This window comes from Arthrobacter sp. T572 (assembly GCF_056780115.1).
Genome location: NZ_JBRAZQ010000002.1, coordinates 2,399,414 through 2,423,991, shown reverse-complemented (window position 1 = coordinate 2,423,991; position 24,578 = coordinate 2,399,414). Strand labels below are relative to the sequence as shown.

Sequence of the window (24,578 nt, the reverse complement as noted above, 5' to 3'; positions counted from 1 at the left end):
GGAGCCCCGATCCTGGTGGATCGGGGCTCCTTCTTGTCCTGGAGGGGACGACGGGAATCGAACCCGCGTAATCAGTTTGGAAGACTGAGGCTTTACCATTAAGCTACGTCCCCGGGTAAAGATCTCCATTCCGGACATCTTCCCGGTGGCTGTTCGAGCCGGGTACAACTAAACCTAATTACGGCGGCGGTGTCAAATGTGCATTCCCGGCCCGCTTGCCCGTAGACTGTCCTGTGCATTCGGGGTGTAGCTCAGCTTGGCTAGAGCGCCTGCTTTGGGAGCAGGAAGTCGCAGGTTCAAATCCTGTCACCCCGACTCTGTGTTTGTGCCCGCTCCGAGGGGCGCGGCAGAACCCCATACCCACAAAACCAGGAGTACTTAGACTGTGAAGAGCGCTGTCGAGAACCTCACCGCCACGCGGGTCAAGCTCAATGTTGAGGTTCCGTTTGAAGAACTGAAGCCGAGCATCGATGCCGCTTACAAGACCGTTGCTTCGCAGATCCAGGTACCGGGATTCCGCAAGGGCAAGGTTCCCTCCCGGATCATTGACCAGCGCGTCGGTCGCGGTTACGTCCTGGAGACGGCCATCAACGACGGCCTCAATGGCTGGTACCAGGCTGCAGTCCAGGAAACCGGTGTGCGTCCGCTGAGCCGTCCTGAGGTCGAGATCACCGAGGTTCCGGACCCGTCCGCTACCGAGGGTGAGCTCAAGTTCCAGGTAGAGGTCGATGTCCGACCGGAGATCGAACTTCCCGACTACGCCGGCATCAAGGTTGAGGTTGCCGCCGCAGAGTCCTCCGAAGCCGACGTCGACAAGGCCCTGGACGAGCTCCGTGGCCGTTTCGGCACGCTGAGGTCCGTTGACCGTCCTGCGCAGAACGACGACTTCCTCACCATCGACATCACTGCCACGATCGACGGCGAAGACATCGATTCCGCAGCCGGTCTGTCCTACCAGGTTGGCGCCGGGACCATGCTCGAAGGCCTTGATGAGGCCGTCACCGGTCTTTCCGTTGACGAGGAAGCAATCTTCGACACCACCCTCGTTGGCGGTGACCACGCCGGCGAAGCCGCCCAGGTGAAGGTCGTCGTCAAGGCCGTCAAGGAGCGCGAGCTTCCCGAGGCCAATGACGATTTCGCCCAGCTCGCTTCCGAATTCGACACCCTTGCTGAGCTCCGCCAGGACCTCGCCAAGCAGGCGGCCGACTCCAAGGTCGTCGGACAGGGCGTCGAAGCCCGCGACAAGGTACTCGACAAGCTCGTTGAACTTGTTGAGGTTCCCGTCCCCGCTTCAGTTGTTGACGAGCAGGTTGAGGCCCACTTCAACCCGGAGAACTCGCACGGCGAAGGTGACCACGACACCGAAGAACACCGCGCCGAGGTTAAGGCCAACACCGAGCGCGCCTTCCAGAACGAGGTCATCCTCGACGCCATTGCGGACAAGGAAGAAGTCGAAGTCAGCCAGAACGAGCTGATCGACTACATCGTCACCACGGCCAGCCAGTACGGCATGGACCCGAACCAGTTCGCCCAGATCATTGATCAGAGCGGCCAGGTTCCCATGATGGTTTCCGAGGTTCGCCGCCGCAAGGCCCTGGCTGTCGTGCTGGGCCAGGCCGAGGTTGTTGACTCCGAGGGCAACAAGGTCGACCTCACCGACTTCGTGCGCCCCGCCGGGGAAGTTGAGGCCGGCGAGGCCGCTGCCGAGGCCTCCGAAGAAGCCGAAGTTGCTGCAAGCGACGACCCCGCAGCAGTGAAGTTCTAACCAGCTGTAAAGGACGGCCCTGGATTCCAGTAATCCAGGGCCGTCCTGTTTAACCCCTCCGCACCATCGCCCCGGCGCCGGAAGACGTCACCCGCCGGCCAATGGTGCGCCGTCAGCGAACAGCGCGATTCCGGCGAACAAAACGCCTGTCAAAACGGTTAGTGTCCAAGTAGTGAAGTTCAGTGAGGTCACTGGCACAGAGCGAGAGGTAAGCACTTATGTCACAGCAATCAGCGGCTCCCCGGATGGCAACTGTCGATCCCGCAGCCCAGGACAACTACATCTACAACCGCCTGCTGAAAGAGCGCATCATCTGGCTCGGCTCTGAAGTCCGTGACGAGAACGCGAACGCGATCTGCTCACAGCTGCTGCTGCTCTCGGCTGAGGACCCCGAGAAAGACATCTACCTCTACATCAACTCGCCCGGCGGTTCCGTCACGGCAGGCATGGCCATCTACGACACCATGCAGTTCATCCCGAACGATGTTGTCACCGTCGCCACCGGCCTTGCCGCTTCAATGGGCCAGTTCCTGTTGTCCTCCGGCACGAAGGGCAAGCGCTATGCCACCCCGAACGCCCGTATCCTGATGCACCAGCCGTCCGGCGGCATCGGCGGCACGGCCTCGGACATCAAGATCCAGGCCGAACTGATCCTCCACATGAAGAAGGTCATGGCCGAACTGACGGCGGAGCAGACGGGCCAGACCGTCGAAACCATCCTCAAGGACAACGACCGCGACAAGTGGTTCACTGCCACCGAGGCACTGGAATACGGCTTCTTCGACAAGATCTCGGCGCATGCCGGCTCCGTGGCCGGTGGCGGCGGAACGGCCAACCAGTCGGATGCCAACAACAACTAGCCGGCATAGAGAACCACTGAAAACCAGGAGCAATTGACATGAACTACAACTTCGGATGGTCCGCCGGCAACCTCCCCACCAGCCGCTACGTCCTGCCCCAGTTCGAAGAGCGCACGCCCTACGGCTTCAAGCGCCAGGACCCGTACACCAAGCTGTTTGAGGACCGCATCATCTTCCTCGGTGTGCAGGTGGACGACGCCTCGGCGGACGACATCATGGCCCAGCTGCTGGTCCTGGAATCCACCGACCCGGACCGCGACATCACCCTGTACATCAACTCGCCGGGTGGATCCTTCACGGCCATGACAGCCATCTACGACACCATGCAGTACATCCGGCCCGAGATCCAGACGGTTTGCCTGGGCCAGGCTGCCAGCGCTGCGGCAGTACTCCTGGCGGCAGGCACGCCGGGCAAGCGCCTCGCCCTTCCGAACGCCCGCGTGCTGATCCATCAGCCCGCGCTGTCCGGAGGCCAGGGCGGGCAAGCCTCGGACCTGGAAATCCAGGCGGCTGAAGTCATGCGCATGCGGACCTGGCTCGAAGACACGCTGGCCCAGCACTCCGGCCGGACGTCCGATCAAGTCAACAACGACATTGAGCGCGACAAGATCCTCACCGCGGAAGAGGCCCGGGCTTACGGTCTGATCGACCAGGTCCTGGACTCCCGCAAGATCAAGCCCCAGGCAATCGCCCGGTAGCACTCGGAAATTCACGCCGGTGCGGTTCGCGAAACATGGACCGCACCGGCGTTCTGTTTCCACCCAAGCAGCCCATTGTGACCTAGAGTGGATGTTGTCACGGTGGTGCCAACCGCGGCGAAGCCGCACACTTGAGTACGGCGCGGAGCCGCATCACCCGCATGCAACGAAGGGATTCCCACATGGCTCGGATTGGCGAGAGCACGGACCTGTTGAAGTGTTCTTTTTGCGGAAAGAGCCAGAAGCAGGTACGCAAGCTAATAGCCGGTCCCGGTGTGTACATCTGCGATGAGTGCATCGAGTTGTGCAACGAGATCATCGAGGAAGAGCTCGCCGAAGTTTCCGATCTCGGCAGTTTTGAGTTGCCCAAACCGCGGGAGATCTTCGACTTCCTGCAGGAGTACGTGATCGGGCAGGAGCCCGCCAAACGATCCCTCGCCGTTGCCGTCTACAACCATTACAAGCGCATCCAGGCCGGCCACGCGCCCAAGAGCGGAAGCCTCGGAGAGGGCGGCCACCACGAGGACGTGGAGATCGCCAAATCCAATATCCTGCTGATCGGTCCTACCGGCTGCGGAAAGACCTACTTGGCCCAGACCCTGGCCCGGCGCCTCAATGTTCCGTTTGCCGTGGCAGATGCCACGGCCCTCACGGAGGCAGGCTACGTCGGTGAGGACGTGGAGAACATCCTGCTCAAGCTGATCCAGGCCGCGGATTATGACGTCAAGAAGGCCGAACAGGGCATTATCTACATCGACGAGATCGACAAAATCTCCCGCAAGAGCGAGAACCCGTCCATCACCAGGGATGTTTCCGGTGAGGGCGTCCAGCAGGCCTTGCTCAAGATCCTCGAAGGGACGGTTGCCTCCGTTCCGCCGCAAGGCGGACGCAAGCACCCGCACCAGGAATTCATCCAGATTGATACCACCAACGTGCTGTTCATCGTTGCCGGTGCTTTTGCAGGGCTCGAAGACATCATTGGTTCGCGTTCGGGCCGCAAGGGGATCGGCTTCGGTGCCCAGCTCAACGAAGTCCGGGACAACGTGGACACTTACGGTGAAGTCATGCCGGAGGACCTGCTCAAGTTCGGGCTTATTCCCGAATTCATCGGCCGCCTCCCGGTCATTACGACGGTATCCAACCTGGACCGGCCCGCCTTGATCCAGATCCTGTCCACGCCCAAGAACGCGCTCGTCAAGCAGTACCAAAAAATGTTCCAGCTGGACGGCGTGGAGCTTCAGTTCGACGACGACGCGCTCAATGCCATCGCCGACCAGGCCCTGGAGCGCGGAACGGGAGCCCGTGGACTGCGCGCCATCATGGAGGAAATCCTGCTTCCCGTCATGTTCGACCTTCCCAGCCGGGACGATATTGCTACGGTTGTGATTACGGCCGATGTGGTGGCCAAGAAGGCCCAACCGACCATGATCGCCCACGACGTCGTCGCCAAGCGGCGGAATAAGTCCGCCTGACGCCCGGTTGCAGCAAAGAGCGGGGCTTGCCGCTTTACCACGCCCCTAGCGTCCTATTCCGTCCTTCAGAGGAGTTTTGCTGTGCCTGAACAGAACACGCCCGATCAGACCGTCACCAAGGCCGATTTCTGGTTCGACCCCGCGTGCCCGTTCGCGTGGATTACCTCGCGCTGGATCGGTGAGGTGGAGCAAGTGCGCGGCATCGAAACGGAATGGCACGTGATGAGCCTCTCCGTGCTTAACGAGGGCCGTGACCTTCCGGAAGAGTACCGGGCCCTGATGGACCAGAGCTGGGGGCCGGTGCGCGTCATCATCGCAGCCCAGGAGTTGCACGGCAGCCAGTACGTCAAGCCGCTGTATGACGCCATGGGCGAGGAGATCCACCACGAGGGCAACAAGGACCGCCCGTCGGTCATCCGCAAGGCCCTGGCTGAGGTGGGACTTCCCGCGGAACTGGCGCGCTTTGCCGAGTCGGAAGAATATGATGCCCAGTTGCGTGCCAGCCACGAGGCGGGCATTTCCCTGGTCGGCCAGGATGTGGGGACGCCCGTGGTGGCATTCAACGGCACTGCCTTCTTTGGCCCCGTGCTGACCCGTATCCCGCGCGGCGAGGACGCAGGCAGGATCTGGGACGCCAGCGTTGCGTTGGCCGGCTACCCGCACTTCTTCGAACTCAAGCGCAGCCGCACCGAGAGCCCTGAATTCAACTGACCCCTACTTCAGGAAACGGGACGTCCGTCTGTCCGCCAGGATCTTTCCGTCGGTCTGGCAGGTAGCACAGTATTGCAGGGAGGTGTCCGCAAAGGACACCTCCCTCACAGTGTCACCGCACACAGGGCAGGGTTGTCCCGTCCTGGCGTGAACCCTGAAATTGCTCCGCTTGGTGTCCTTCAATTCGCTGGAAGGCTTACCGGAAGCCGCATTCACGGCGCCTACCAGGATCTCCTGCATTGCGGCGTACAACTGTTCAATGGTTTCCCTGTCCAGTGATTTGGCGATGGCGAAGGGTGAGATCCGGGCAGCATGCAGGATCTCGTCGCTGTAGGCGTTGCCGATTCCGGCGATCACGCCCTGGCTCCGCAGCAGCCCCTTGATCTGCTGCGGGCTGTTCCCGACGATCGCCGCGAGGGCCTCGACGTCGAAATCCGGGCTGAGTGGTTCCTGCCCCAGGCCCGCGATGCCGGGGACGTCCTGGGGATCCCGAACCACGTAGATGGCCAGGCTCTTCTTGGTTCCGGCTTCGGTCAGGTCCAGGCCCAGGTGGGCTTCGTCACTGGAGCGGTGCAACAGCAGACGCGCTGCTATGTTGCTTTTGCCCATGCGGAGGCCGGCAGAGGACGGATGCTCGGTGTACCGGACCCAGCCTGCCTTGGCCAGATGGAACACGAAGAACACACCGTCAGTATCGACGCAGATGAATTTGCCGTAGCGCCGCACGCCACTGATGGTCCGTCCCTCCAATGCGGTGTAGGGCGGATCTGCCGTCTTGAGCGCGGCGATGGAGTTGATACGGACACTCGTCAGCACCGCTCCGTTGAGTTGCGTGTCCAGGTAGGTGCACAGGCCGTGCACTTCGGGCAGTTCCGGCATGGAATTACTCTGCCACAAGCTGCCCCAAAAGACTCCGGAAACTACAGGATTGTAGTTTTCCCGGAGGCCTTGTGGAACGCTCCGGGCAGGACAACAATGGTTCTTACCCACTTCGAAAGAAGAGGGACACGGAAACCGAAGATTCAGTGATATGCAGTCAACGCAGCCTTTGGCAAAGTTGGCAGCAAGCTACCAGTGACGAGGTAGGAAGACCTGAAATTCCAAGGATTCCGCCAGACTGTCAAGCCGTCACCGGACAGCCGAAAAAGTCGAAGCCCCACCAACGGCAAAACGCTGATGGGGCTTCCCCTTTGCCCAAAAACCGGGCCGGCTAGGAGGCGGGTGTCTCCTCTGCCGGAGCCAGGACCACATCGCTGACGGTCAGGTCGCCTTCCCCGGAGAGCAGGGTGATGTCCTTGGCGTTGGCGGCGGCCTTCAGGTCGGACAGACCTGCCTTGAGCTGCGCAACCAGGACCTCCGTAGCGGTGATGGTGGCTGACAGGACCTCGGTGCGCTGCTTCACCTTCGCTTCGGACTTGGCCTTGCGGATGCCGCTGAGGGCAATGCCCACGGTTCCCAGCATGGTGGTATCCCCGTCTGCGACTTCCAGGGTGGAGGGCCACTCTGCACGGTGGACGGATCCGGCGCGCCACCAGCTCCAGACCTCTTCGGTGGCGAAGGGCAGGAACGGTGCGAACAAGCGCAGCAAGGAGTCAAGGGTCGTGGCCAGGGCGGCAAGGACCGAAGCCTGCTCGGCTTCTCCGGCGGCACCGTAGGCACGGTCCTTGATGAGCTCTACGTAGTCGTCCGTGAACTGCCAGAAGAAGGATTCGGTGATCTGGAGCGCACGGGCGTAGTCGTAGTTGTCGAACGCCTTGGTGGCTTGGGCAACGACGTCGGAGAGCTGGGCCAGGAGCGCACGATCCAACGGGTTGGTCAGCACCGAGAGGTCATGTGAAACCACGGAGTTCTCGGTCGCACCCAGGTTCAGGACGAACTTGGAGGCATTGAGCAGCTTGATGGCCAGGCGCCGGCCGATCTTCATCTGCGCGATCTCGTAGGCAGTGTCCGCTCCGAGCTTGGCCGAGGCTGCCCAGTACCGTACAGCGTCCGAGCCGTACTCGTTCAGGACATCCGTGGGGACAACCACGTTGCCCTTGGACTTTGACATCTTCTTACGGTCCGGGTCGAGGATCCAACCGGAGATGGCAGCGTGCTTCCAGGGCGCACTGTTCTGCAGGGCGTCGGCGCGGACGGCGGAGGAGAACAGCCAGGTGCGGATGATGTCGTGGCCTTGGGGGCGGAGATCGAACGGGAAGACCTTGGCGAACAGGTCCTCGTCGCGGCTCCACCCGCCCACAATCTGCGGGGTCAGCGAGGACGTTGCCCAGGTGTCCAGGACATCCGCATCACCGGTGAAGCCATTGGCCTGGTCGCGCTGTGACTCCTCGAAGCCCGGTGCGGCGTCGGCGGCGGGGTCCACCGGAAGCATCTCGTCGGACGGCAGGATCGGGTGGTCGTAGTCCGGGTTGCCCTGGGCATCCAACGGATACCACACAGGGATCGGGACGCCGAAGAAGCGCTGGCGGGAGACGAGCCAGTCACCGTTCAGGCCAGCGATCCAGTTCTCATAGCGGGAACGCATGAAGGACGGGTGGAAGGTGATTTCGTGGCCACGTCCGATCAGCCGCTCACGCCGGTCTTCGTCCCGGCCGCCGTTGCGGATGTACCACTGGCGCGATGTCACGACCTCGAGGGGCTTGTCACCCTTTTCGAAGAAGTTCACCGGGTGGGTGATCTTCTTGGGCTCCCCATCCAAGAGGCCGGCCGCGGTGAGCAACTCCACCACGGCTTCCTTGGCGGAGAAGGCGGTTTTGCCTGCGATGGCTGCGTAGGCTTCCTTGCCGGCTTCGGTGGTGATCCACTCCGGGGTTTCGGCGATGATCCTGCCGTCGCGGCCCATGATGGCACGCGTAGGCAACTGCAGTTCTCGCCACCAGGTGACGTCGGTAAGGTCGCCGAAGGTACAGACCATGGCGATACCGGACCCCTTGTCGGCCTTGGCCAACGGGTGTGCCTTGACCTCAAGTTCGACATCGAACAGGGGCGATTTCACGGTCTTGCCGAAGTACGGCTGGTAGCGCTCGTCGTCGGGGTTTGCCACCAGGGCGGCGCAAGCGGCCAGCAGTTCGGGGCGGGTGGTTTCGATGAAGAGCTTCTGGCCGTCTTCCGTGAAGAACGGGTAGCGGTAGTACGCGCCTGGAACTTCGCGGTCCTCAAGCTCAGCCTGTGCCACGGCGGTGCGGAACGTGACATCCCAGAGCGTGGGGGCTTCTGCCATGTAAGCGTCGCCGGCAGCGAGGTTGGCGAGGAACGCACGCTGGGAAACCGCACGGGAGGTGTCGTCAATCGTGCGGTACGTCAGGTTCCAGTCCACGGACAGGCCGAGCGTCTGGAAGAGGTTCTCGAAGACCTTTTCGTCCTCAACGGCGAGTTCCTCGCACAGTTCGATGAAGTTCTGGCGCGAAACGACGTCGAAATCGCGCTGGTTCTTGGCCGGCTGTGCAGGCGGACGGTAGTCGGCGTTGTACGGGATGGCGGGATCGCAACGCACACCGTAGTAGTTCTGGACCCGGCGCTCTGTGGGCAGGCCGTTATCGTCCCAGCCCATGGGGTAGAAGACGTTCTTGCCGGTCATGCGCATGTAACGGGCCTGGACGTCGGTCTGCGTGAAGGAGAACATGTGTCCCACGTGCAGCGAGCCGGAGGCAGTCGGCGGGGGAGTGTCGATCGAGTAGACCTGCTCCCGGGTGGTGTCCGGGTTGAACTTGTAGGTTCCTTCCTGCAGCCAGCGCTGCGTCAGGGCAGCCTCAAGGCCTTCAAGGGCCGGCTTGTCGGGAACGTTAATGGGGGCGGTGGCGGGCGTGTCTGTACCCTGCGTTGATTCAGCCATGGATCAATTGTTTCATGGCCTGCCGTTACAGCCTGCCTTCGGCAGCAGCCCGGGCCGTCGATAGGCTGGTGCCATGACTTTGGCAGCGCAAACACAGAACAAAACGGCGGTCGTGACAGGTGCAAGCACCGGCATCGGCGAAGCAACGGTCCGGACCTTGACGGCGGGTGGCTGGAAGGTCTTCGCAGTGGCCCGCCGTGCGGAGCGGCTGGAAGCCCTCGCCGGGGAAACCGGCGCCACGGCTTTTCCGGCGGATATCACCAACGACGACGACGTCGCGGCCCTGCTGGGGGCCGTCACCGCGGCCGGGGGAGCCGATACGCTCATCAACATTGCCGGCGGCGCCCGCGGCGCCGATACGATCGCCAACGCCGACACGGACGACTGGGACTGGATGTACCAGGTCAACGTGCTGGGAACCATGAAGATCACCCGCGCCTTCCTGCCCATGTTGCGGGCCAATGGGGAAGGTACCGTCCTGAACCTGACGTCGACCGCAGGCCTGGCGGCGTATGAAGGCGGAGCCGGCTACAACGCCGCGAAATTCGCCCAGCATGCCATGACAAATGCCCTCCGGTTGGAGGAAGTCGGCAACAACCTGCGCGTCATCGAGGTAGCGCCCGGCCTGGTCCACACAGAGGAATTCGCCCTCAACCGGCTCGGTGATCAGGAAGCGGCTGCCAAGGTCTACGCCGGAGTGGAAAAGCCGTTGACGGCCGCGGACGTCGCCGACGTCGTGGGCTACGCCGTCTCCCTGCCACACCACATCAACCTGGACCACATCACCGTCCGGCCCGTCGCTCAGGCAGCAAACCATAAGCTCATCCGCAAGGAAGAGTGACTGTGGGGTCGCCCTGGAGGAAAGGTCAGGACGCCGGAACCTCCAGCGCGGCCAGCACGGCTGCGTGGTCCGTGCCCGGGACCCGGTGGACCGAGTAACCGCTGTGCCGGATGTCGGATGAGGTCACCACGTGGTCAATGACGATGCCCGGCAGCGCCAGGTTCTCCATCGGCCACGTGGGCGTGAACCGACCGCCGGATGCCATGCCGATATCCACCAGCCTTGAGCCGTCCGCGCCCTTCTCCTGCAGGGGTCCGTCCAGGAACTGCCGGAATTCCAGGTGGTCGTACGTGGCGTTGAAGTCGCCCAGGAGCACCTGGCGCCCAGGGCGTGATGCCTGCCGGGACAGGGCCATGAGGTCGCTCCGCCACTGGCCGATGCGTTCATCAACAGGCGGCAGGGTGTGGACGCTGGTCATCGTCACCACAGCCGTGGCCTCCCCGGACACTGCCGTGACCCGCACCACCGGCATCTGGAACGGTGTGTCCGGAAGCTGGCCCACGGCCTCCAGCGGGAACCGTGAATACACGGCACTGCCGGAAGCATCATCGGTCGGGCTGCTCAAGAGGTGGGGAAGAACTTCCCGCAGGCGTGCCGCATCCAGGCGGTCTTCCAACGCCTGGGTATGTTCCTGCACCGTGAGGACATCCACATGCTTGTCGCGAACCAGCTGCGCGATCGCCCCGGCATCGGCTTGGCCGAATTCCGAATTGATGGTCATCACCGTCAAACTGACCGGCGCCGGGGCACCGGCCTGAGGGGGAACGGGCCGGCCAATGTCAAACGGAAAGAGCCAGAAGAGCTGGGCGGCGAGCAAAACCGCCGTCGTCATCACTACCCAGGTACGACGGCCCGCAAGGGCCAGCCCCAATGCCAGGCCGGCCGGGACCGCCAGCCAGGGCGTAAAGGACAACAGTTGGATTACCGGCAGCGGCCATTCCGCCGGTACCGCGCGGAACAACGAAACACCGGCGACAGGGAGAGCGACAACGGCGGCAAACACGGACCAGGCGAGGGATGCCGGGCGCCGGCCACGATGGACAACCGGGAGGGTGGCGGCAGGTTCACTCATGCGTCGAGTCTATGCAGCCATGCCGGGCAGACCTGTCCACCTGCGGGATGATCCGGGTGGAAGGGTGCGCTGATCAGCCGCTAGACTGGGGAGAGCAGCTTTGACCCGGCCATCACCGGCGAGCTTCCGGAAGAACGGCACTGAGAGCCCAGCAGTAATCAGAGCCAAGTAGAACCGGACGGGTAAGCCCGTCACAGCAGTAATGAGCGGCCGGGAAATCAATTCCGGTAAGTGAGGTGGTACCGCGGTACCTGCGTTGTTGAAAAGCAGCATGGGAGCCGTCCTCGCATCCTGACAGTCAACCAGCTATCACCAGGATTCGAGATGACCCACTACCCCAAGGCCTCAGCATCGCCTTCCGGCACGCAGGGCGTGTCCGCTTCCGTGAAGTTCCCGGAAATCGAAGAGCGCATCCTCAAGTACTGGGATGAAGACGGAACGTTCCAGGCAAGCATCGACCAGCGCGAGGCCGGACAAGACGGCAGCAATGAGTTCGTCTTCTACGACGGTCCTCCCTTTGCCAACGGCCTTCCGCACTACGGTCACCTCCTCACCGGCTACGCCAAGGACCTGGTGGGCCGCTACCAGACCCAGCGCGGCAAGCGAGTGGAGCGCCGCTTCGGCTGGGACACGCACGGCCTCCCCGCAGAGCTCGAAGCCATGAAGCAGCTGGGCATGACGGACAAAACCCAGATCGAAGCCATGGGCATCGACAAATTCAACGACGCCTGCCGTGCCTCGGTCATGAAGTACGCCAACGAATGGAAGGCCTACGTCACCCGCCAGGCCCGCTGGGTGGACTTCGACAACGACTACAAGACGCTCAACGTCGAATATATGGAGTCCGTGCTCTGGGCCTTCAAGCAGCTGCACGAAAAAGGCCTGACCTACAACGGTTACCGGGTCCTCCCGTATTGCTGGAAGGACGAGACGCCGCTCTCCAACCACGAGCTGCGCATGGACGACGACGTCTACAAGAACCGCCAGGACCAGACCGTCACGGTCACTTTCCCCATCAAGGCAGGGGAGTCCGAGGTGTCCAAGGCGCTTGCAGGTGTCCAGGCGCTCGCCTGGACCACCACCCCCTGGACGCTTCCCACCAACCTGGCGCTCGCCGTCGGGCCTGACATCTCCTACGCCGTCCTGCCCGCTGGCCCCAACGGCGTCAAGGCCGCCTCTCCTGAAGCTCCGATAACGGGGAGCTTCCTCCTGGCAACTGACCTCCTTGGTGCCTATGCGAAGGATCTCGGTTACGACGACGCCGCTGCCGCAACGGCCGCCGTCACCGCAACGTATACGGGCTCCCAGTTGGAGGGCCTCGAATACGAACCGCTGTGGAACGACTTCGCCGACACCGAGAAGTACGGCACGCAGAACGCCTGGCGCATCCTCGTGGCTGAGTACGTCACCACCACAGACGGTACGGGAATCGTGCACCAGGCCCCGGCCTACGGTGAGGATGACCAGAAGGTCTGTGAAGAAGCCGGCATCCCGGTGGTTCTGTCCGTGGACGAAGGCGCCAAGTTCCTGCCCCTGTTTGCGCACGGAGAACTCGCCGGCATTGTTGGGCTCCAGGTCTTTGAAGCCAACAAGCCCATCACCCAGGTCCTGCGCGCCGATGGCCGACTGGTCCGCCAGGCCAGCTATGAGCACAGCTACCCGCACTGCTGGCGTTGCCGGAACCCGCTGATCTACCGCGCCGTGTCCTCCTGGTACGTGGAGGTCACCAAGTTCAAGGACCGTATGTCCGAGTTGAACCAGGAGATCAACTGGATCCCGGGCAACGTCAAGGACGGCCAGTTCGGCAAGTGGCTCGAGAACGCCCGTGACTGGTCCATCAGCCGCAACCGCTACTGGGGTTCGCCCATCCCCGTGTGGCAGTCCGACGATCCCGAGTACCCCCGGACGGACGTCTACGGGTCCCTGGCCGACCTTGAGGCCGATTTCGGCCGCCTTCCTGTCAACAAGGAAGGCCAAGTCGACCTGCACCGCCCGTTCATCGATGAACTGACCCGCCCCAACCCGGACGATCCCACGGGCAAATCCACTATGCGCCGTGTGGAAGATGTCCTGGATGTCTGGTTCGACTCCGGGTCGATGCCCTACGGCCAGGTGCACTACCCCTTCCAGAACGAGGAGTGGTTCGACACCCACAACCCCGCCGACTTCATCGTGGAGTACATCGGCCAGACCCGTGGCTGGTTCTACATGCTCCACATCCTGTCCACGGCGCTGTTCGACCGTCCCGCGTTCCGCAATGTGATCAGCCACGGCATCGTGTTGGGTTCGGACGGGCAGAAGATGTCCAAGAGCCTGCGCAACTACCCGGACGTCTCCGAGGTCCTGGACCGCGACGGCTCCGACGCCATGCGCTGGTTCCTCATGTCCAGCCCCATCCTCCGCGGTGGCAACCTGATCGTCACCGAGCAGGGCATCCGCGACGGCGTCCGCCAGGTCATCCTGCCGCTGTGGAACGTGTACAGCTTCTTCACGCTGTACACCAACGCTGCCAACGGGGGCGACGGTTACGATGCCAAGCTGCGATACGACGGCTACGCGGACATCCTGGACCAGTACCTCATGGCCAACACCGGCGACCTCGTCCGGAAGGTTACGGAAAGCCTGGACAGCTACGACATCTCGGGTGCCTGCGATGAACTCCGCGGCTACCTGGACATGCTGACCAACTGGTACGTCCGCCGCAGCCGCCAGCGCTTCTTCGACGAGAACGTGGACGCTTTCGATGCCCTGTACACGGCATTGGAGGCCGTGTGCCGGGTGTCCGCATCCTTGCTGCCGCTGGTTAGCGAGGAGATCTGGCGTGGCTTGACCGGCGGCCGTTCGGTACATCTGGCCGATTGGCCGGAGGCCTCGCTGTTCCCGGCCAACCCGGAACTCGTGGAAGCCATGGACCGCGTCCAGCAAATCTGTTCCACCGGTTCCAGCCTGCGCAAGGCAGCGAATCTGCGGGTGCGCCTGCCCCTGCAGGAACTGGCTGTGGTGGCTCCTGGCGCGGATGCGCTGGAAGGGTTCGCCGCCGTCGTCGCTGATGAACTCAACCTGCGGTCCGTGCGGCTGCTGGACGCCGCGACGGCTTCGCCTGAGGAATTCGGCATCGAGCAGAAGCTGGTGGTCAACGCCCGCGCCGCCGGGCCGCGCTTGGGCAAGAACGTCCAGCAAGCCATCAAGGGCTCCAAATCCGGCGACTGGTCCATCAATGACGCCGGTGTGGTGGTGGCCGGCGGCCTGGAACTTGAGCCGCAGGAGTACACGCTGGAGACGGTCGTGGCCGAAACGCCCGACGGCGGAGCTGCCGCGGCTGCCGTACTGCCAGGTGGCGGATTCGTGGTCCTCAACACCGAAGTCACGCCTGAGCTTGCCGCCGAAGGCCTGGCCCGTGACATGGTCCGTGCCATCCAGCAGGCACGCAAGGACGCAGGATTGAACGTGAGCGACCGGATCACCACCACGGTAGAGGCACAGCAGGACGTTGCAGACGCCCTCAAGGCCAACGCGGACCTCGTCAAGACCGAAACCTTGACCCTGGAACTCGAGGTGCTGCTGTCCAGCGCCGACGAACCGCAGATCACCGTAGCGAAGGCAGGGGCCTGATCCATGACTGATGAATTCTCGGTCGAAAGCGTTTATGCCGAACTCCTCGGCAGGGCACCGGAGAACAAGATGGAACCGCGCCTTGCTCCGCTGTTCCGTGCCATGGATGTCCTTGGCGAGCCCAACAAGGCCTTCCCGATCATCCACATCACTGGAACCAACGGCAAGACATCCACGGCCCGGATGATCGAGGCCGGGCTGCGTGCCCACGGACTCAGCACTGGCCGCTACACCAGCCCGCACCTGTCCAAGGTCACCGAACGGATCAGCATCAACGGCGAACCCGTATCGGATGAGACCTTCGTCCGGATTTGGGACGAGATCCGGCCCTACCTGGAGATCGTGGACAACGAACTCCTCGCCGACGGCCAGCCGCGCCTGACCTACTTTGAGTGCGTCACCATCCTGGGCTTCGCGATCTTCGCCGATGAGCCGGTGGACGTAGCAGTGTTCGAAGTGGGACTTGGCGGCATCACCGATGCCACCAACGTGGGCGACGGCCAGGTATCGGTCATCACGCCCATCTCGCTGGACCACACAGACCTCCTGGGTGACACCACCGAGGACATCGCCTACGAGAAAGCCGGCATCATCAAGCCCGGCGGATTCCTGGTCAGCGCCGCCCAGCCCGTGGATGCGGCACAGGTCCTGTTGGACAAAGCCCGCGAGGTAGACGTGCCGTTCCGCTTTGAGGGCGTTGAATTCGGCGTGGAGTCGCGCAGCGTGGCTGTCGGCGGGCAGGCCCTGACAATCCAGGGCCTCGCCGGCCGCTACGAGGACCTCTTGCTTCCTTTGCACGGAGCCCACCAAGCGGAGAACGCAGCGGTCGCGGTCGCCGCGCTTGAGGCTTTCTTCGGCGGCGGAGAGAAAGAGCTCGACGCCGATGTCCTCCGTGAGGCGTTCGGAAACGTCACCTCCCCGGGCCGCCTGGAAGTAGTGCGTACCGCTCCGACAATCGTGGTGGATGCGGCCCACAACCCGGATGGCATCCGGGTTTCTGCCGAGGCCATCCACGAGGCCTTCAGCTTCAGCAAGCTCGTGGTGGTGGTCGGAATCCTCCAGGAAAAGGACGCAGAGGAAATCCTCAAGACCCTCAAGGAGCAGTTGGGAGACCTGGCCGAGGAATTCTGCTTCACCCAGTCCAATTCGCCGCGGGCCATCCCTGCCGCGGAACTGGCGGAGCTTGCTGTTGACCTGGGCTTCGGCGAGGAGAACGTGCATATTGCCGAGAAGCTGGACGATGCCCTGGAATGGGCAGTGGAGCGTTCGGAATCCAATGACGACCTCGCAGGAGGGGTCCTTGTGACCGGCTCGATCACGCTGGTGGCCGAGGCACGCATCCTGCTCGGAAAGGCCGGTGCCTGAGCATGGCAAAGCTGACCAAAGCGCAGCGGGAATGGCGTCCGGGCATGCCCAGGAAGCGCCGGTCAACCAAGGTGATGTTTGGATCCACCGTCCTCCTGTTGGAGGCATTTGTGGCCTTTTTCGGCACGCTGGTGGTCTTCGGCCTGAAGCGGGGAGAGGTTCCGCCCGCCATCATCCTTAGTGTTGGGATCGGACTGAGCATTGTGCTGGTCCTGACCTGCGCAGTGCTCTCCAAGCCGTGGGGCGTCGGGCTTGGCTGGGCCCTCCAGGTAGTGCTGATCCTTACCGGCCTGGCAGAGCCCACCATGTTCATTGTCGGCATCTTGTTCGCGGTCTGTTGGTGGTACGGAATCCGGACCGGCATGCGGATCGACCGTGAAGTAGCCCAGCGCGACCGCGAGCAGGCCGAATGGGACGCAGCCCACGGTGACGAGGCAGGCTCCCAGACCCCGTAAACTGGCTGGGAAACCCACAAAGCAACCCCATTGGAGCAACTGTGAGCATTGAACGGACCCTTGTCCTGATCAAGCCCGACGGCGTCGCACGCAACCTCAGCGGCAGCATCCTCGCCAGGATCGAAGCCAAGGGCTACACCCTGTCCGAACTGAAGAAGGTCAACGCGACGCGCGAACTGCTGGAACAGCACTACGAGGAACACGTCGGGAAGCCGTTTTACGAGCCGCTGGTGGAATTCATGCTCAGCGGCCCGGTCATCGCTGCTGTCTTCGAAGGCCACCGCGTGATCGAGGGCTTCCGTTCGCTCGCAGGAACCACCGATCCCACCACGGCAGCACCCGGAACGATCCGCGGTGACTTTGGCCGGGACTGGGGCCTGGCAGTGCAGCAGAACCTTGTTCACGGCTCGGATTCTGTTGACTCCGCCGAGCGTGAGATCAAGATCTGGTTCGCCGCATAGCGCACCTTCACCGAAATGACAGTTAAGGCCAATGTTCATCACGAACATTGGCCTTAACTGTCATCTCGCGGTGTCTGTGGAAGTGCTAGTAGCCCGACGTCCCGGCAAAGACGTGGATGAAGGCGAAGAAGATAGTCGCGATGACCGCTACGTACAGCAGCGCCACGATCGCCCAGCCGGAACCGGCCAGCAGCCTGGTCAGCGCTGGTGGAGCCTTGATGACCCCGTGGGTGATGTTCCGGATGGTCACGAACACGAACATGGGGATCATGGCCGCCCACACCACCATGCAGAAGGGGCAGAGGACGTGGATGACATACAGGGCCTGCGACCACAGCCAGACCACAAAGGCGAAGCCAAGGGTCACGCCGGCCTGGAGACCCAGCCAATAGCCGCGCGAGTATTTGGCTCCGGCGAGGATGCCCATGGCCGTGGTGATGATGACAGCGAATGCGACGATCCCAATGAACATGTTGGGAAACCCGAAGACCGAACTCTGGGGCGTCTGCATGACCGTGCCGCAGGAAACCCACGGGTTAACATCGCACACGGTCACGTGGTTCGGGTCCTTGAGGACCTCCAGCTTTTCGAGCACCAATGCACCTGATGCCAACCAGCCAATGATGCCCGTGACCAGGAGCAACCATGCGAAGGGCTTGTCCCGCAGGATTTTCGGCAGCAGGGACTGGTCGACAGTGGCGTCGTCCCCGGAAATGGTGGATGGGTTGGCCAGGTTTCCCCTGGCGGTGCTTGTCATCGCGGATGTGATCCTTTTCGACAGGTGGCCCGGCTGCACCGGGAAAGGCTCTTGGGAGGATTGTAACTCCGGAGGCTGGAGGTGGCGCCCAGACTCTTCCACCTGCCGTACGACACACGCTCCCTCCCCTCGAAATGGCAAGCGTATGAGAGAATGAACATGGCCGGACGCCGATCCACATTCGGAATCCGGTCCGGTGACTTGTTCCCAAGACCGCCAGCATGAGCAGGGCATGCCCCGGATCAGAGGATCCTCGGTAGGCCCGCCATGACAATGGACGGCACCTGGTTGTGGCAGCAGAACAACGGGTTCCAGAACCAAGCCACTGGCCTTCCCGGGCTGCCGCACCCCAAGGATGGTGCGAACCGGAAGGAACACTGACGACTTCTGTCAACGCCTGAGGGTTTTGACAATAAATGCCCCACTGGGCGCCGGATGTGGCGGCGTCGCTGGGGCAGGAGTGTTGCCACATATGGATAATGACCAGGTTGTAGCCGTTAATGATGAGGCCGCTGCCGCGGAGACTGCGGAAGCGCCCAAGAAGACCACCCGGGCCAGAACCACCCGGACGCCACGGAAGGCCGCAGCCAAAACTGCTGAGCCCGCCGCGGAAGACAGCGCCGCGGCCGTTGCTGAAGTAGACAGCGCCGCGGCCGACGCTGAAGTGGACGGTGCTGCGGCCGGCGCCGACGTCCCCACACAGCCGGAAGAAGAGCCGGCCAAGACCCCCGCCCGCCGCAGCAGGGCACGCAAGAAGGCAGAGCCTGCCGAGCCCCTGCCCGGATTTGACCACGCCGCCGCAGAGTCACCTGCCGCCGCCGGAGAGCCGCAAACTGACGCCGTGGCTGAACCCCTTCCCGAAGCCGTTGCCGAACCGGCCCCCGAAAAGCCGGTCCGCCGTCGTCGTACCGCGAAGCCCGTGACCGTGGAAGCTGCGGAGGCTGCTGAGCCGCCGGCCGCTGAAGCAGCGGTGGAATCCACGACGCCGGTCCCGGCCTCACAGCCTGAAGGTGCAGTTGCCGCAGCCGGCTCAGATGCTCCGGCCGGATCGGTCGAGGCCGGGACGGCCGAGGTGGAGAAGGCTGAGGTGGAGAAGGCTGAGCCGGAGACGGCTGAGGACGGAACCGAGGAGGAAGCCGCCGCGCCGGGCTCCTCGGCGCTGTTCCTGGAGCCGGTTTCCATCACCTCCATGATTTTCCAGGCACCGGACCTCAGCACCGTGTCGCGTCCCGCTGCGGAGGCGGCCGACGAAGCAGAGGGCGAAGACTCCGACGGTACAGGCGACGGGGAACTGGAGGAAGCGGGTGGCCGGCGCCGTCGCCGGAGCCGTGGCCGCCGCGGACGCCGTGGCACCGAGCGTGAAGACAACGACGCCGAGGACACCGCGGGCGATGACGACGAAACCCAGGCCGCCGAGGCCCCTGAAGAGGGGGTTACCTCACGCCGCCGTCGGCGCCGGCGTCGTGGGGACCAGGACCTTGAACTGACTGGTGGTTCGGACGACGATCCGCCCAACACCGTGACCCGGGTGCGCGCTCCCCGCGCCCTGTCGGAGTCCACCAGTTCCAACCGTGTGGCCAGCGTCAAGGGTTCCACGCGGCTTGAAGCCAAGAAACAGCGCCGCCGCGAATCGCGGGAGACAGGCCGCCGCCGTCAGGTGATTACCGAGGCGGAGTTCCTGGCGCGCCGTGAATCCGTGGACCGCCAGATGATCGTGCGCCAGCGCGATGACAGAATCCAGATCGGCGTCCTGGAGGACGGCGTGCTGGCCGAGCACTTTGTTTCCAAGACCCAGCAGGATTCGCTGATCGGCAACGTCTACCTGGGCAAGGTCCAGAACGTCCTGCCGTCCATGGAAGCGGCGTTCGTGGACATTGGGCGGGGACGTAACGCAGTCCTGTACGCCGGTGAGGTCAACTGGGACGCCGTCAACCTCGAAGGCCAGCCGCGCAGGATCGAGAACGCGCTCAAGTCCGGCGACTCGGTACTCGTGCAGGTCACCAAGGATCCCGTGGGCCACAAGGGCGCCCGGCTGACCAGCCAGATATCCCTGCCCGGACGTTACCTGGTGTACGTCCCCGGTGGTTCCATGACCGGTATCTCCCGCAAGCTGCCCGACGTCGAACGCAACCGCCTCAAGCGGATCCTCAAGGACCGCTTGCCGGAGAACGCAGGCGTCATTGTGCGCACGGCCGCCGAGGGTGCGTCCGAGGAAGAGCTGACCCACGACATCAACCGGCTGCGGGCACAGTGGGAAGGCATCGAGGGACAAGCATCGTCCACCAAGGTTCTGGCACCCGAGCTGCTGTACGGCGAACCTGACCTCACCATCAAGGTGGTCCGCGACGTCTTCAATGAGGACTTCTCCAAGCTGATCGTCTCCGGCGACGACGCGTGGGACACCATCGAGGCCTACGTGACCTACGTGGCCCCGGACCTGGTGGGCCGCCTGGAAAAGTGGAGCAAGGACCAAGACATCTTCGCCGCGTGGCGCATTGACGAGCAGATCCACAAGGCCCTGGAACGCAAGGTCTTCCTGCCCTCCGGCGGCTCGCTGGTGATTGACCGGACAGAAGCCATGACCGTGGTTGACGTCAATACCGGCAAGTTCACCGGCAGCGGTGGAAACCTTGAGGAGACCGTCACCAAGAACAACCTCGAGGCCGCTGAGGAAGTCGTCCGCCAACTTCGCCTCCGGGACATTGGTGGCATCATCGTCATCGACTTCATCGACATGGTCCTCGAATCCAACCGCGACCTCGTGCTACGTCGCCTGGTGGAGTGCCTTGGCCGCGACCGGACCAAGCATCAGGTAGCTGAAGTGACATCGCTGGGCCTGGTCCAGATGACGCGCAAGCGCATGGGTACCGGACTGCTTGAAGTCTTCGGCGAGCAGTGTGAACACTGCGCCGGACGCGGTGTTGTCACGCATGACGAACCCGTGGAGCACCGCCGAGCCAATGCGGTTGCCGTCGAGCAGCACCGCCCCCACTCCGAGCCGCAGCAGCCGGCGCCCCGCACGGAGCGCAAGCGCCGCCGTGGCAAGGGTGGTGGACAGGGGAACGGTGAAGCGTCCGTTGCCCACGCCCCGTCCCCGGCAGCGCCGGCACCAGCCGCCGCCACCGAAGCCATGGACCCGGTTCGCCAGGCCAAGGCCGAGGCGACCCGCGCCGCCCTGGCCACGATCGCTGCCGCCGCCCATGCCGCACACCTGCACGACGACGAGGTCCACCGTGCCGAGGAAGCGGCCCGCGCAGCGGCGCAGGCCGGAGATGCAGCTGAAGCCAAGGAAGCACCTGCCGGGCAGGCTCCCACGGAGGATTCGTCCGCCAGGGAATCGGCCTCTGCGTCCAAGGAAGGCCGGACCGCGCCTGTCCTGCGGTTCGGCGGCGAGGAAGTTGCACTGCCGTTCGTTGAACACCAGGAGGAACCGCAGCCGGCCAAGCCGACCATGAGCCTGGATCTGTTGGCGGAAGCGTTCTCGCACCTGGGCGCCGCTCCAGAGCCCGAACCCCAGGCACCCGCTTCCGGTGGCGGTTCCGCCGAGGCCACGGACGCAGTGGCAACCGGCCAGGATTCGGATACCGGACATGCCGTGGCGGAGGCCGGGGCACGGGCCCGCGGCCGCCGCGGACGCCGGAACCGCAGCGCAAGCAGGGCCCAGGGTGCTGCCAACGAGACCAACATCGAGCAGCATGAGACGGGTACTTCGGCGGGCGGTGGTTCCTCGCACGAAGCCAAGGCCCCGGCAAAACCTGCCGAAAAGACCGCAGGCGAAGAGCCCATCATCCTCGGTGTCGGTGTCCCGGCCTCCGAGCTGTAGCTCTTCGGCGCTGATTGGCGCTCCAACCCGATAGGGATTGACGCGGCCCGCGGATTTTCCTGCACAGGCACACTGCAGCAGGATTCCGGGGGCCGTAGTCATATCCGTGGAGCAACTGCGCGTGGGTTTCGGAGGGCCGGTGTTTCCCGGCTAGTCTTGGGGATTGACACGGGGTGCCGGGCGTCGGGCCCGGCTGAGATCCAGACCCGTTGAACCTGTCCGGTTAGCACCGGCGAAGGGATGTCCCCATGACTTCTTTGTCGTCTTCTTCCGCCTACCCTGATTCTGCCGTCTACCCGGCAGTCCCCGGCTCTGCCAGGCCACCGCGTGTTCTGAGCATTGCAGGCTCGGATCCGTCCGGGGGAGCGGGAATCCAGGCAGACCTGAAGGCAATTTCTGCCCTCGGGGGTTACGGCATGGCCGCCGTCACCGCCCTCACCGCCCAAAATACCCTTGGCGTCAGCAGTGTCCATGTGCCGCCGGTGGAATTCCTGCGCCAGCAGTTGGAAGCGGTCGGCAGCGACATCACGATCGATGCCGTCAAGATCGGGATGTTGGGCGACGCGGAGGTCATTGACGAGGTCCGCAGCTGGCTCGGAACGGTGCGTCCCGCCGTCGTGGTCCTTGATCCCGTGATGGTAGCCACCAGCGGCGACCGCCTCCTGAGGGAAACCGCTGAGGAAGCATTGCGTCATCTTCTGCCCCTGGCGGACCTGGTCACCCCCAACCTCCCCGAACTTGCCATGCTGCTCGGAGAACCTGAGGCCGCGGACTGGGCATCGGCACTCGACCAGGGAAAGCGCCTGGCCGCGGCTTGCGGAAATACCGTGCTGGTCAAAGGCGGGCACCTTGCCGGTGACGATTGCCCCGACGCCTTGGTCAACACGGGCGGTTTGCTGCGCCAGGACATCATCGAGGTTGGCGGACCGCGTGTCTACACCGGCAACAGCCACGGAACGGGTTGCTCGCTTTCATCGGCATTGGCCACCGTGCAGGCCCGGACCGGTGATTGGGAAGCTTCCCTTCGGGAAGTGAAGCCGTGGTTGCTGCAGGCACTCCGGGACGCTGACAGGCTGGAGGTCGGCCAGGGCAGCGGCCCCATCCATCATTTCCACCACCTTGAGGCCTCCGCGGCGCCAGGTACCTTCGCGGCGCGGTTATGGGCAGTCGCGTCCAAGGAGCTCGGGGCCATCAACGCGTTGCCGTTTATCGAGGGGCTGGAATCGGGTGCGCTGCCAGAGTCCTGGTTCAACTACTACCTCGCCCAGGACGCGCTTTACCTCAACGGATACTCGCGGGTCCTGGCCAGGGCGGGGGCACTGGCTCCCAGCGAGGAAGAGCAGCTGTTCTGGGCCAAAGCCTCGCAGGTGTGCCTGGAGGTGGAATCGGAGTTGCACCGGAACTGGCTGGCCGCGCGCCGCACCAGCCAGGCGACCGGGCCGGTTACCAAGTCCTATGTGGACCATCTCCTGGCGGCCTCGGCATCAGGCAGCTATGGTGTGCTGCTCGCGGCGATCCTGCCCTGCTACTGGCTTTACGCCGAGGTGGGACACCGCCTGCATGCTTCCTATGTCCGGAACGGCGAACCGGGCAGCCACCCTTATGCGGACTGGCTCCGGACCTACGCAGACGAAGAATTCGCCGAAGCGACCAGGACCGCCATCAGGTTCACCGACCTGGCAGCGGCTTCTGCCTCAGGGCAAGAGCGGGCGGCGATGGTGGAAGCCTTTGCCCACTCCTGCCGCTACGAGACAGCCTTCTTCGACGCTCCACGCTTGTTCGCGTAATGGCCTTCCAGCGCGTCGAACCAGCAAAGCCGCCCGTCCGCGGTAGGCTGTATGGGCACGGTGCCGGGCGAGTCCGTTCCAGTGGTGACAAGCGTCACCTCCAGGGCTCCGGGCCCGGCCTCATTTGCGACTGAAGGTCAAACTAGCGTAATCTTGATCTTCGGTGCTTACGCCAACACTTGGGTTATGCCCCTTGGAATTGTTCATGGGATGACTCGCGGGCTTCGATCTGAAGTCCACGGCGTTGAGGCACAGCGCGAACCGGGCCCTGCGTTGGATCAAGGTTCCGCACGCAAATTTAGTAAGAAACGTCGAGAGAAGTGAGTACCCAAGTGGTGTACGCGATTGTCCGCGCAGGCGGCCGCCAAGAAAAGGTTTCCGTTGGAGACTACGTAACGCTGAACCGCGTCCCCGGTGGAGCCGGCAGCACGCTTGAGCTGCCCGCCTTGCTCCTGGTTGACGGCGACAAGGTCACCTCCGCAGCTGCGGACCTGGCCAAGGTCAAGGTTACGGCTGAGATCCTTGAAGACCTCCGCGGTCCCAAGATCGTCATCCAGAAGTTCAAGAACAAGACCGGCTACAAGAAGCGCCAGGGTCACCGTCAGGAACTGACCAAGATCAAGATCACGAGCATCGCGTAACTTCCGTTACCGGTTCACGTTTTTCAGTTTCCCAGAATTTTAGAGGCAGGCATTTCACATGGCACACAAAAAAGGCGCGAGCTCCACTCGCAACGGTCGTGACTCCAACGCACAGCGCCTCGGCGTCAAGCGCTTCGGTGGTCAGGTAGTTTCCGCAGGCGAGATCATCGTCCGCCAGCGTGGCACCCACTTCCACCCCGGTGCAGGCGTCGGCCGCGGTGGCGACGACACCCTGTTCGCACTGCAGGCAGGTGCGGTTGAGTTCGGCACCCGCCGCGGTCGCCGCGTAGTGAACATCGTTGCTGCTGCAGCTGCAGAGTAACACCACGTTCTGAACCGGTGGAGCGGGCCAACAGGCCCGCTCCACCGTTCTTTTAACCGCATTACAATCGACTGGGACGCCCTGGGCGTGCCGGTTCCGGCAAT

The 24,578-nt window shown here is 63.5% G+C and carries 18 protein-coding genes, 2 tRNA genes and 1 riboswitch; of the genes, 15 read left to right on the top strand and 5 right to left on the bottom strand.

The features are described 5' to 3' along the window. Positions 1–39: 39 nt before the first annotated feature. Positions 40–113: transfer RNA gene (locus ACUYMZ_RS12400), tRNA-Gly, on the bottom strand. 127 nt (positions 114–240) lie between these two features. On the opposite strand from ACUYMZ_RS12400, the gene ACUYMZ_RS12395 reads away from it, so the two are divergent. The 6 genes from ACUYMZ_RS12395 to ACUYMZ_RS12370 all read left to right on the top strand — a co-directional run bounded on the left by ACUYMZ_RS12395 (position 241) and on the right by ACUYMZ_RS12370 (position 5,506). Further along, positions 241–315, top strand: a tRNA-Pro gene (locus ACUYMZ_RS12395). Between the two features lie 70 nt (positions 316–385). Further along, positions 386–1,765, top strand: coding sequence for a trigger factor (gene tig, locus ACUYMZ_RS12390; protein ID WP_481603615.1), 1,380 nt, complete (start codon positions 386–388; stop codon positions 1,763–1,765). 245 nt (positions 1,766–2,010) lie between these two features. Continuing rightward, the gene (locus tag ACUYMZ_RS12385; protein ID WP_426007548.1) at positions 2,011–2,625 is read left to right on the top strand and encodes an ATP-dependent Clp protease proteolytic subunit; all 615 of its coding nucleotides are present in this window, start codon (positions 2,011–2,013) and stop codon (positions 2,623–2,625) included. Between the two features lie 38 nt (positions 2,626–2,663). Further along, positions 2,664–3,323, top strand: a complete 660-nt coding sequence (locus tag ACUYMZ_RS12380; protein WP_426002951.1) for an ATP-dependent Clp protease proteolytic subunit — start codon at positions 2,664–2,666, stop codon at positions 3,321–3,323. A gap of 182 nt (positions 3,324–3,505) precedes the next feature. Beyond that, positions 3,506–4,795: an ATP-dependent Clp protease ATP-binding subunit ClpX gene (gene clpX, locus ACUYMZ_RS12375; protein ID WP_481603613.1), complete on the top strand. Its 1,290-nt coding sequence runs from the start codon at positions 3,506–3,508 to the stop codon at positions 4,793–4,795. A gap of 81 nt (positions 4,796–4,876) precedes the next feature. After that, positions 4,877–5,506 (top strand): mycothiol-dependent nitroreductase Rv2466c family protein, encoded by a 630-nt coding sequence (locus ACUYMZ_RS12370; RefSeq protein ID WP_426002948.1) that lies wholly within the window; start codon positions 4,877–4,879, stop codon positions 5,504–5,506. A 3-nt stretch (positions 5,507–5,509) separates the two neighbouring features. Here ACUYMZ_RS12370 and ACUYMZ_RS12365 read toward each other — a convergent pair whose 3' ends face one another. Both ACUYMZ_RS12365 and valS read right to left on the bottom strand, forming a co-directional pair. Continuing rightward, entirely contained in the window at positions 5,510–6,385 is an 876-nt protein-coding gene (locus ACUYMZ_RS12365; RefSeq protein WP_481603610.1) for an Fpg/Nei family DNA glycosylase, read from the bottom strand. Positions 6,386–6,716: 331 nt separating this feature from the next. After that, positions 6,717–9,338, bottom strand: a complete 2,622-nt coding sequence (valS, locus tag ACUYMZ_RS12360) for a valine--tRNA ligase (RefSeq protein ID WP_481603608.1) — start codon at positions 9,336–9,338, stop codon at positions 6,717–6,719. A 73-nt stretch (positions 9,339–9,411) separates the two neighbouring features. On the opposite strand from valS, the gene ACUYMZ_RS12355 reads away from it, so the two are divergent. Beyond that, positions 9,412–10,179 carry an SDR family oxidoreductase gene (locus ACUYMZ_RS12355; protein WP_481603606.1) on the top strand — a complete coding sequence of 256 codons (768 nt, stop codon included), beginning with the start codon at positions 9,412–9,414 and terminating at the stop codon, positions 10,177–10,179. Between the two features lie 25 nt (positions 10,180–10,204). Here the strand turns inward: ACUYMZ_RS12355 and ACUYMZ_RS12350 are convergent, their stop codons facing one another. After that, on the bottom strand, positions 10,205–11,251 hold the full coding sequence (locus ACUYMZ_RS12350; RefSeq protein WP_481603604.1) for an endonuclease/exonuclease/phosphatase family protein: 1,047 nt from the start codon (positions 11,249–11,251) through the stop codon (positions 10,205–10,207). A gap of 324 nt (positions 11,252–11,575) precedes the next feature. On the opposite strand from ACUYMZ_RS12350, the gene ileS reads away from it, so the two are divergent. Genes ileS through ndk form a run of 4 tightly spaced genes read left to right on the top strand, consistent with a single transcriptional unit; the run spans position 11,576 to position 17,144 of the window. Then, entirely contained in the window at positions 11,576–14,863 is a 3,288-nt protein-coding gene (gene ileS / locus ACUYMZ_RS12345; RefSeq protein ID WP_481603602.1) for an isoleucine--tRNA ligase, read from the top strand. Positions 14,864–14,866: 3 nt separating this feature from the next. Then, positions 14,867–16,228: a bifunctional folylpolyglutamate synthase/dihydrofolate synthase gene (locus tag ACUYMZ_RS12340; protein WP_481603600.1), complete on the top strand. Its 1,362-nt coding sequence runs from the start codon at positions 14,867–14,869 to the stop codon at positions 16,226–16,228. A 2-nt stretch (positions 16,229–16,230) separates the two neighbouring features. Then, positions 16,231–16,683: a DUF4233 domain-containing protein gene (locus ACUYMZ_RS12335; protein ID WP_481603597.1), complete on the top strand. Its 453-nt coding sequence runs from the start codon at positions 16,231–16,233 to the stop codon at positions 16,681–16,683. A 41-nt stretch (positions 16,684–16,724) separates the two neighbouring features. Continuing rightward, positions 16,725–17,144: a nucleoside-diphosphate kinase gene (gene ndk / locus ACUYMZ_RS12330; RefSeq protein ID WP_426002934.1), complete on the top strand. Its 420-nt coding sequence runs from the start codon at positions 16,725–16,727 to the stop codon at positions 17,142–17,144. Between the two features lie 85 nt (positions 17,145–17,229). Here ndk and ACUYMZ_RS12325 read toward each other — a convergent pair whose 3' ends face one another. Beyond that, positions 17,230–17,901 (bottom strand): vitamin K epoxide reductase family protein, encoded by a 672-nt coding sequence (locus tag ACUYMZ_RS12325; protein ID WP_426002933.1) that lies wholly within the window; start codon positions 17,899–17,901, stop codon positions 17,230–17,232. A 472-nt stretch (positions 17,902–18,373) separates the two neighbouring features. Here ACUYMZ_RS12325 and ACUYMZ_RS12320 point away from each other — a divergent pair, with 472 nt between their 5' ends. The 4 genes from ACUYMZ_RS12320 (at position 18,374) to rpmA (ending at position 24,474) form a co-directional block, all read left to right on the top strand. Then, positions 18,374–21,724 carry an Rne/Rng family ribonuclease gene (locus ACUYMZ_RS12320; protein WP_481603595.1) on the top strand — a complete coding sequence of 1,117 codons (3,351 nt, stop codon included), beginning with the start codon at positions 18,374–18,376 and terminating at the stop codon, positions 21,722–21,724. A gap of 159 nt (positions 21,725–21,883) precedes the next feature. Continuing rightward, positions 21,884–21,982: riboswitch (TPP riboswitch) on the top strand. After that, entirely contained in the window at positions 21,973–23,511 is a 1,539-nt protein-coding gene (gene thiD, locus ACUYMZ_RS12315; RefSeq protein WP_481603593.1) for a bifunctional hydroxymethylpyrimidine kinase/phosphomethylpyrimidine kinase, read from the top strand. (Overlaps the previous riboswitch by 10 nt.) 332 nt (positions 23,512–23,843) lie before the next feature. Further along, entirely contained in the window at positions 23,844–24,152 is a 309-nt protein-coding gene (gene rplU, locus ACUYMZ_RS12310; RefSeq protein ID WP_021470684.1) for a 50S ribosomal protein L21, read from the top strand. A gap of 58 nt (positions 24,153–24,210) precedes the next feature. Beyond that, positions 24,211–24,474 (top strand): 50S ribosomal protein L27, encoded by a 264-nt coding sequence (rpmA, locus tag ACUYMZ_RS12305; protein WP_070347479.1) that lies wholly within the window; start codon positions 24,211–24,213, stop codon positions 24,472–24,474. Positions 24,475–24,578 lie beyond the last annotated feature (104 nt).

Excerpts from the sequence above, each read along its gene's own strand:
- valS (WP_481603608.1), bottom strand. The coding sequence starts at position 9,338 with ATGGCTGAATCAACGCAGGGTACAGACACGCCCGCCACCGCCCCCATT.
- ACUYMZ_RS12385 (WP_426007548.1), top strand. The coding sequence starts at position 2,011 with ATGGCAACTGTCGATCCCGCAGCCCAGGACAACTACATCTACAACCGC.
- ACUYMZ_RS12325 (WP_426002933.1), bottom strand. The coding sequence starts at position 17,901 with ATGACAAGCACCGCCAGGGGAAACCTGGCCAACCCATCCACCATTTCC.
- ACUYMZ_RS12380 (WP_426002951.1), top strand. The coding sequence starts at position 2,664 with ATGAACTACAACTTCGGATGGTCCGCCGGCAACCTCCCCACCAGCCGC.
- clpX (WP_481603613.1), top strand. The coding sequence starts at position 3,506 with ATGGCTCGGATTGGCGAGAGCACGGACCTGTTGAAGTGTTCTTTTTGC.
- ACUYMZ_RS12355 (WP_481603606.1), top strand. The coding sequence starts at position 9,412 with ATGACTTTGGCAGCGCAAACACAGAACAAAACGGCGGTCGTGACAGGT.
- ACUYMZ_RS12350 (WP_481603604.1), bottom strand. The coding sequence starts at position 11,251 with ATGAGTGAACCTGCCGCCACCCTCCCGGTTGTCCATCGTGGCCGGCGC.
- ACUYMZ_RS12365 (WP_481603610.1), bottom strand. The coding sequence starts at position 6,385 with ATGCCGGAACTGCCCGAAGTGCACGGCCTGTGCACCTACCTGGACACG.
- rpmA (WP_070347479.1), top strand. The coding sequence starts at position 24,211 with ATGGCACACAAAAAAGGCGCGAGCTCCACTCGCAACGGTCGTGACTCC.
- ACUYMZ_RS12335 (WP_481603597.1), top strand. The coding sequence starts at position 16,231 with ATGGCAAAGCTGACCAAAGCGCAGCGGGAATGGCGTCCGGGCATGCCC.
- ACUYMZ_RS12340 (WP_481603600.1), top strand. The coding sequence starts at position 14,867 with ATGACTGATGAATTCTCGGTCGAAAGCGTTTATGCCGAACTCCTCGGC.
- ileS (WP_481603602.1), top strand. The coding sequence starts at position 11,576 with ATGACCCACTACCCCAAGGCCTCAGCATCGCCTTCCGGCACGCAGGGC.
- thiD (WP_481603593.1), top strand. The coding sequence starts at position 21,973 with ATGACTTCTTTGTCGTCTTCTTCCGCCTACCCTGATTCTGCCGTCTAC.
- ACUYMZ_RS12320 (WP_481603595.1), top strand. The coding sequence starts at position 18,374 with ATGGATAATGACCAGGTTGTAGCCGTTAATGATGAGGCCGCTGCCGCG.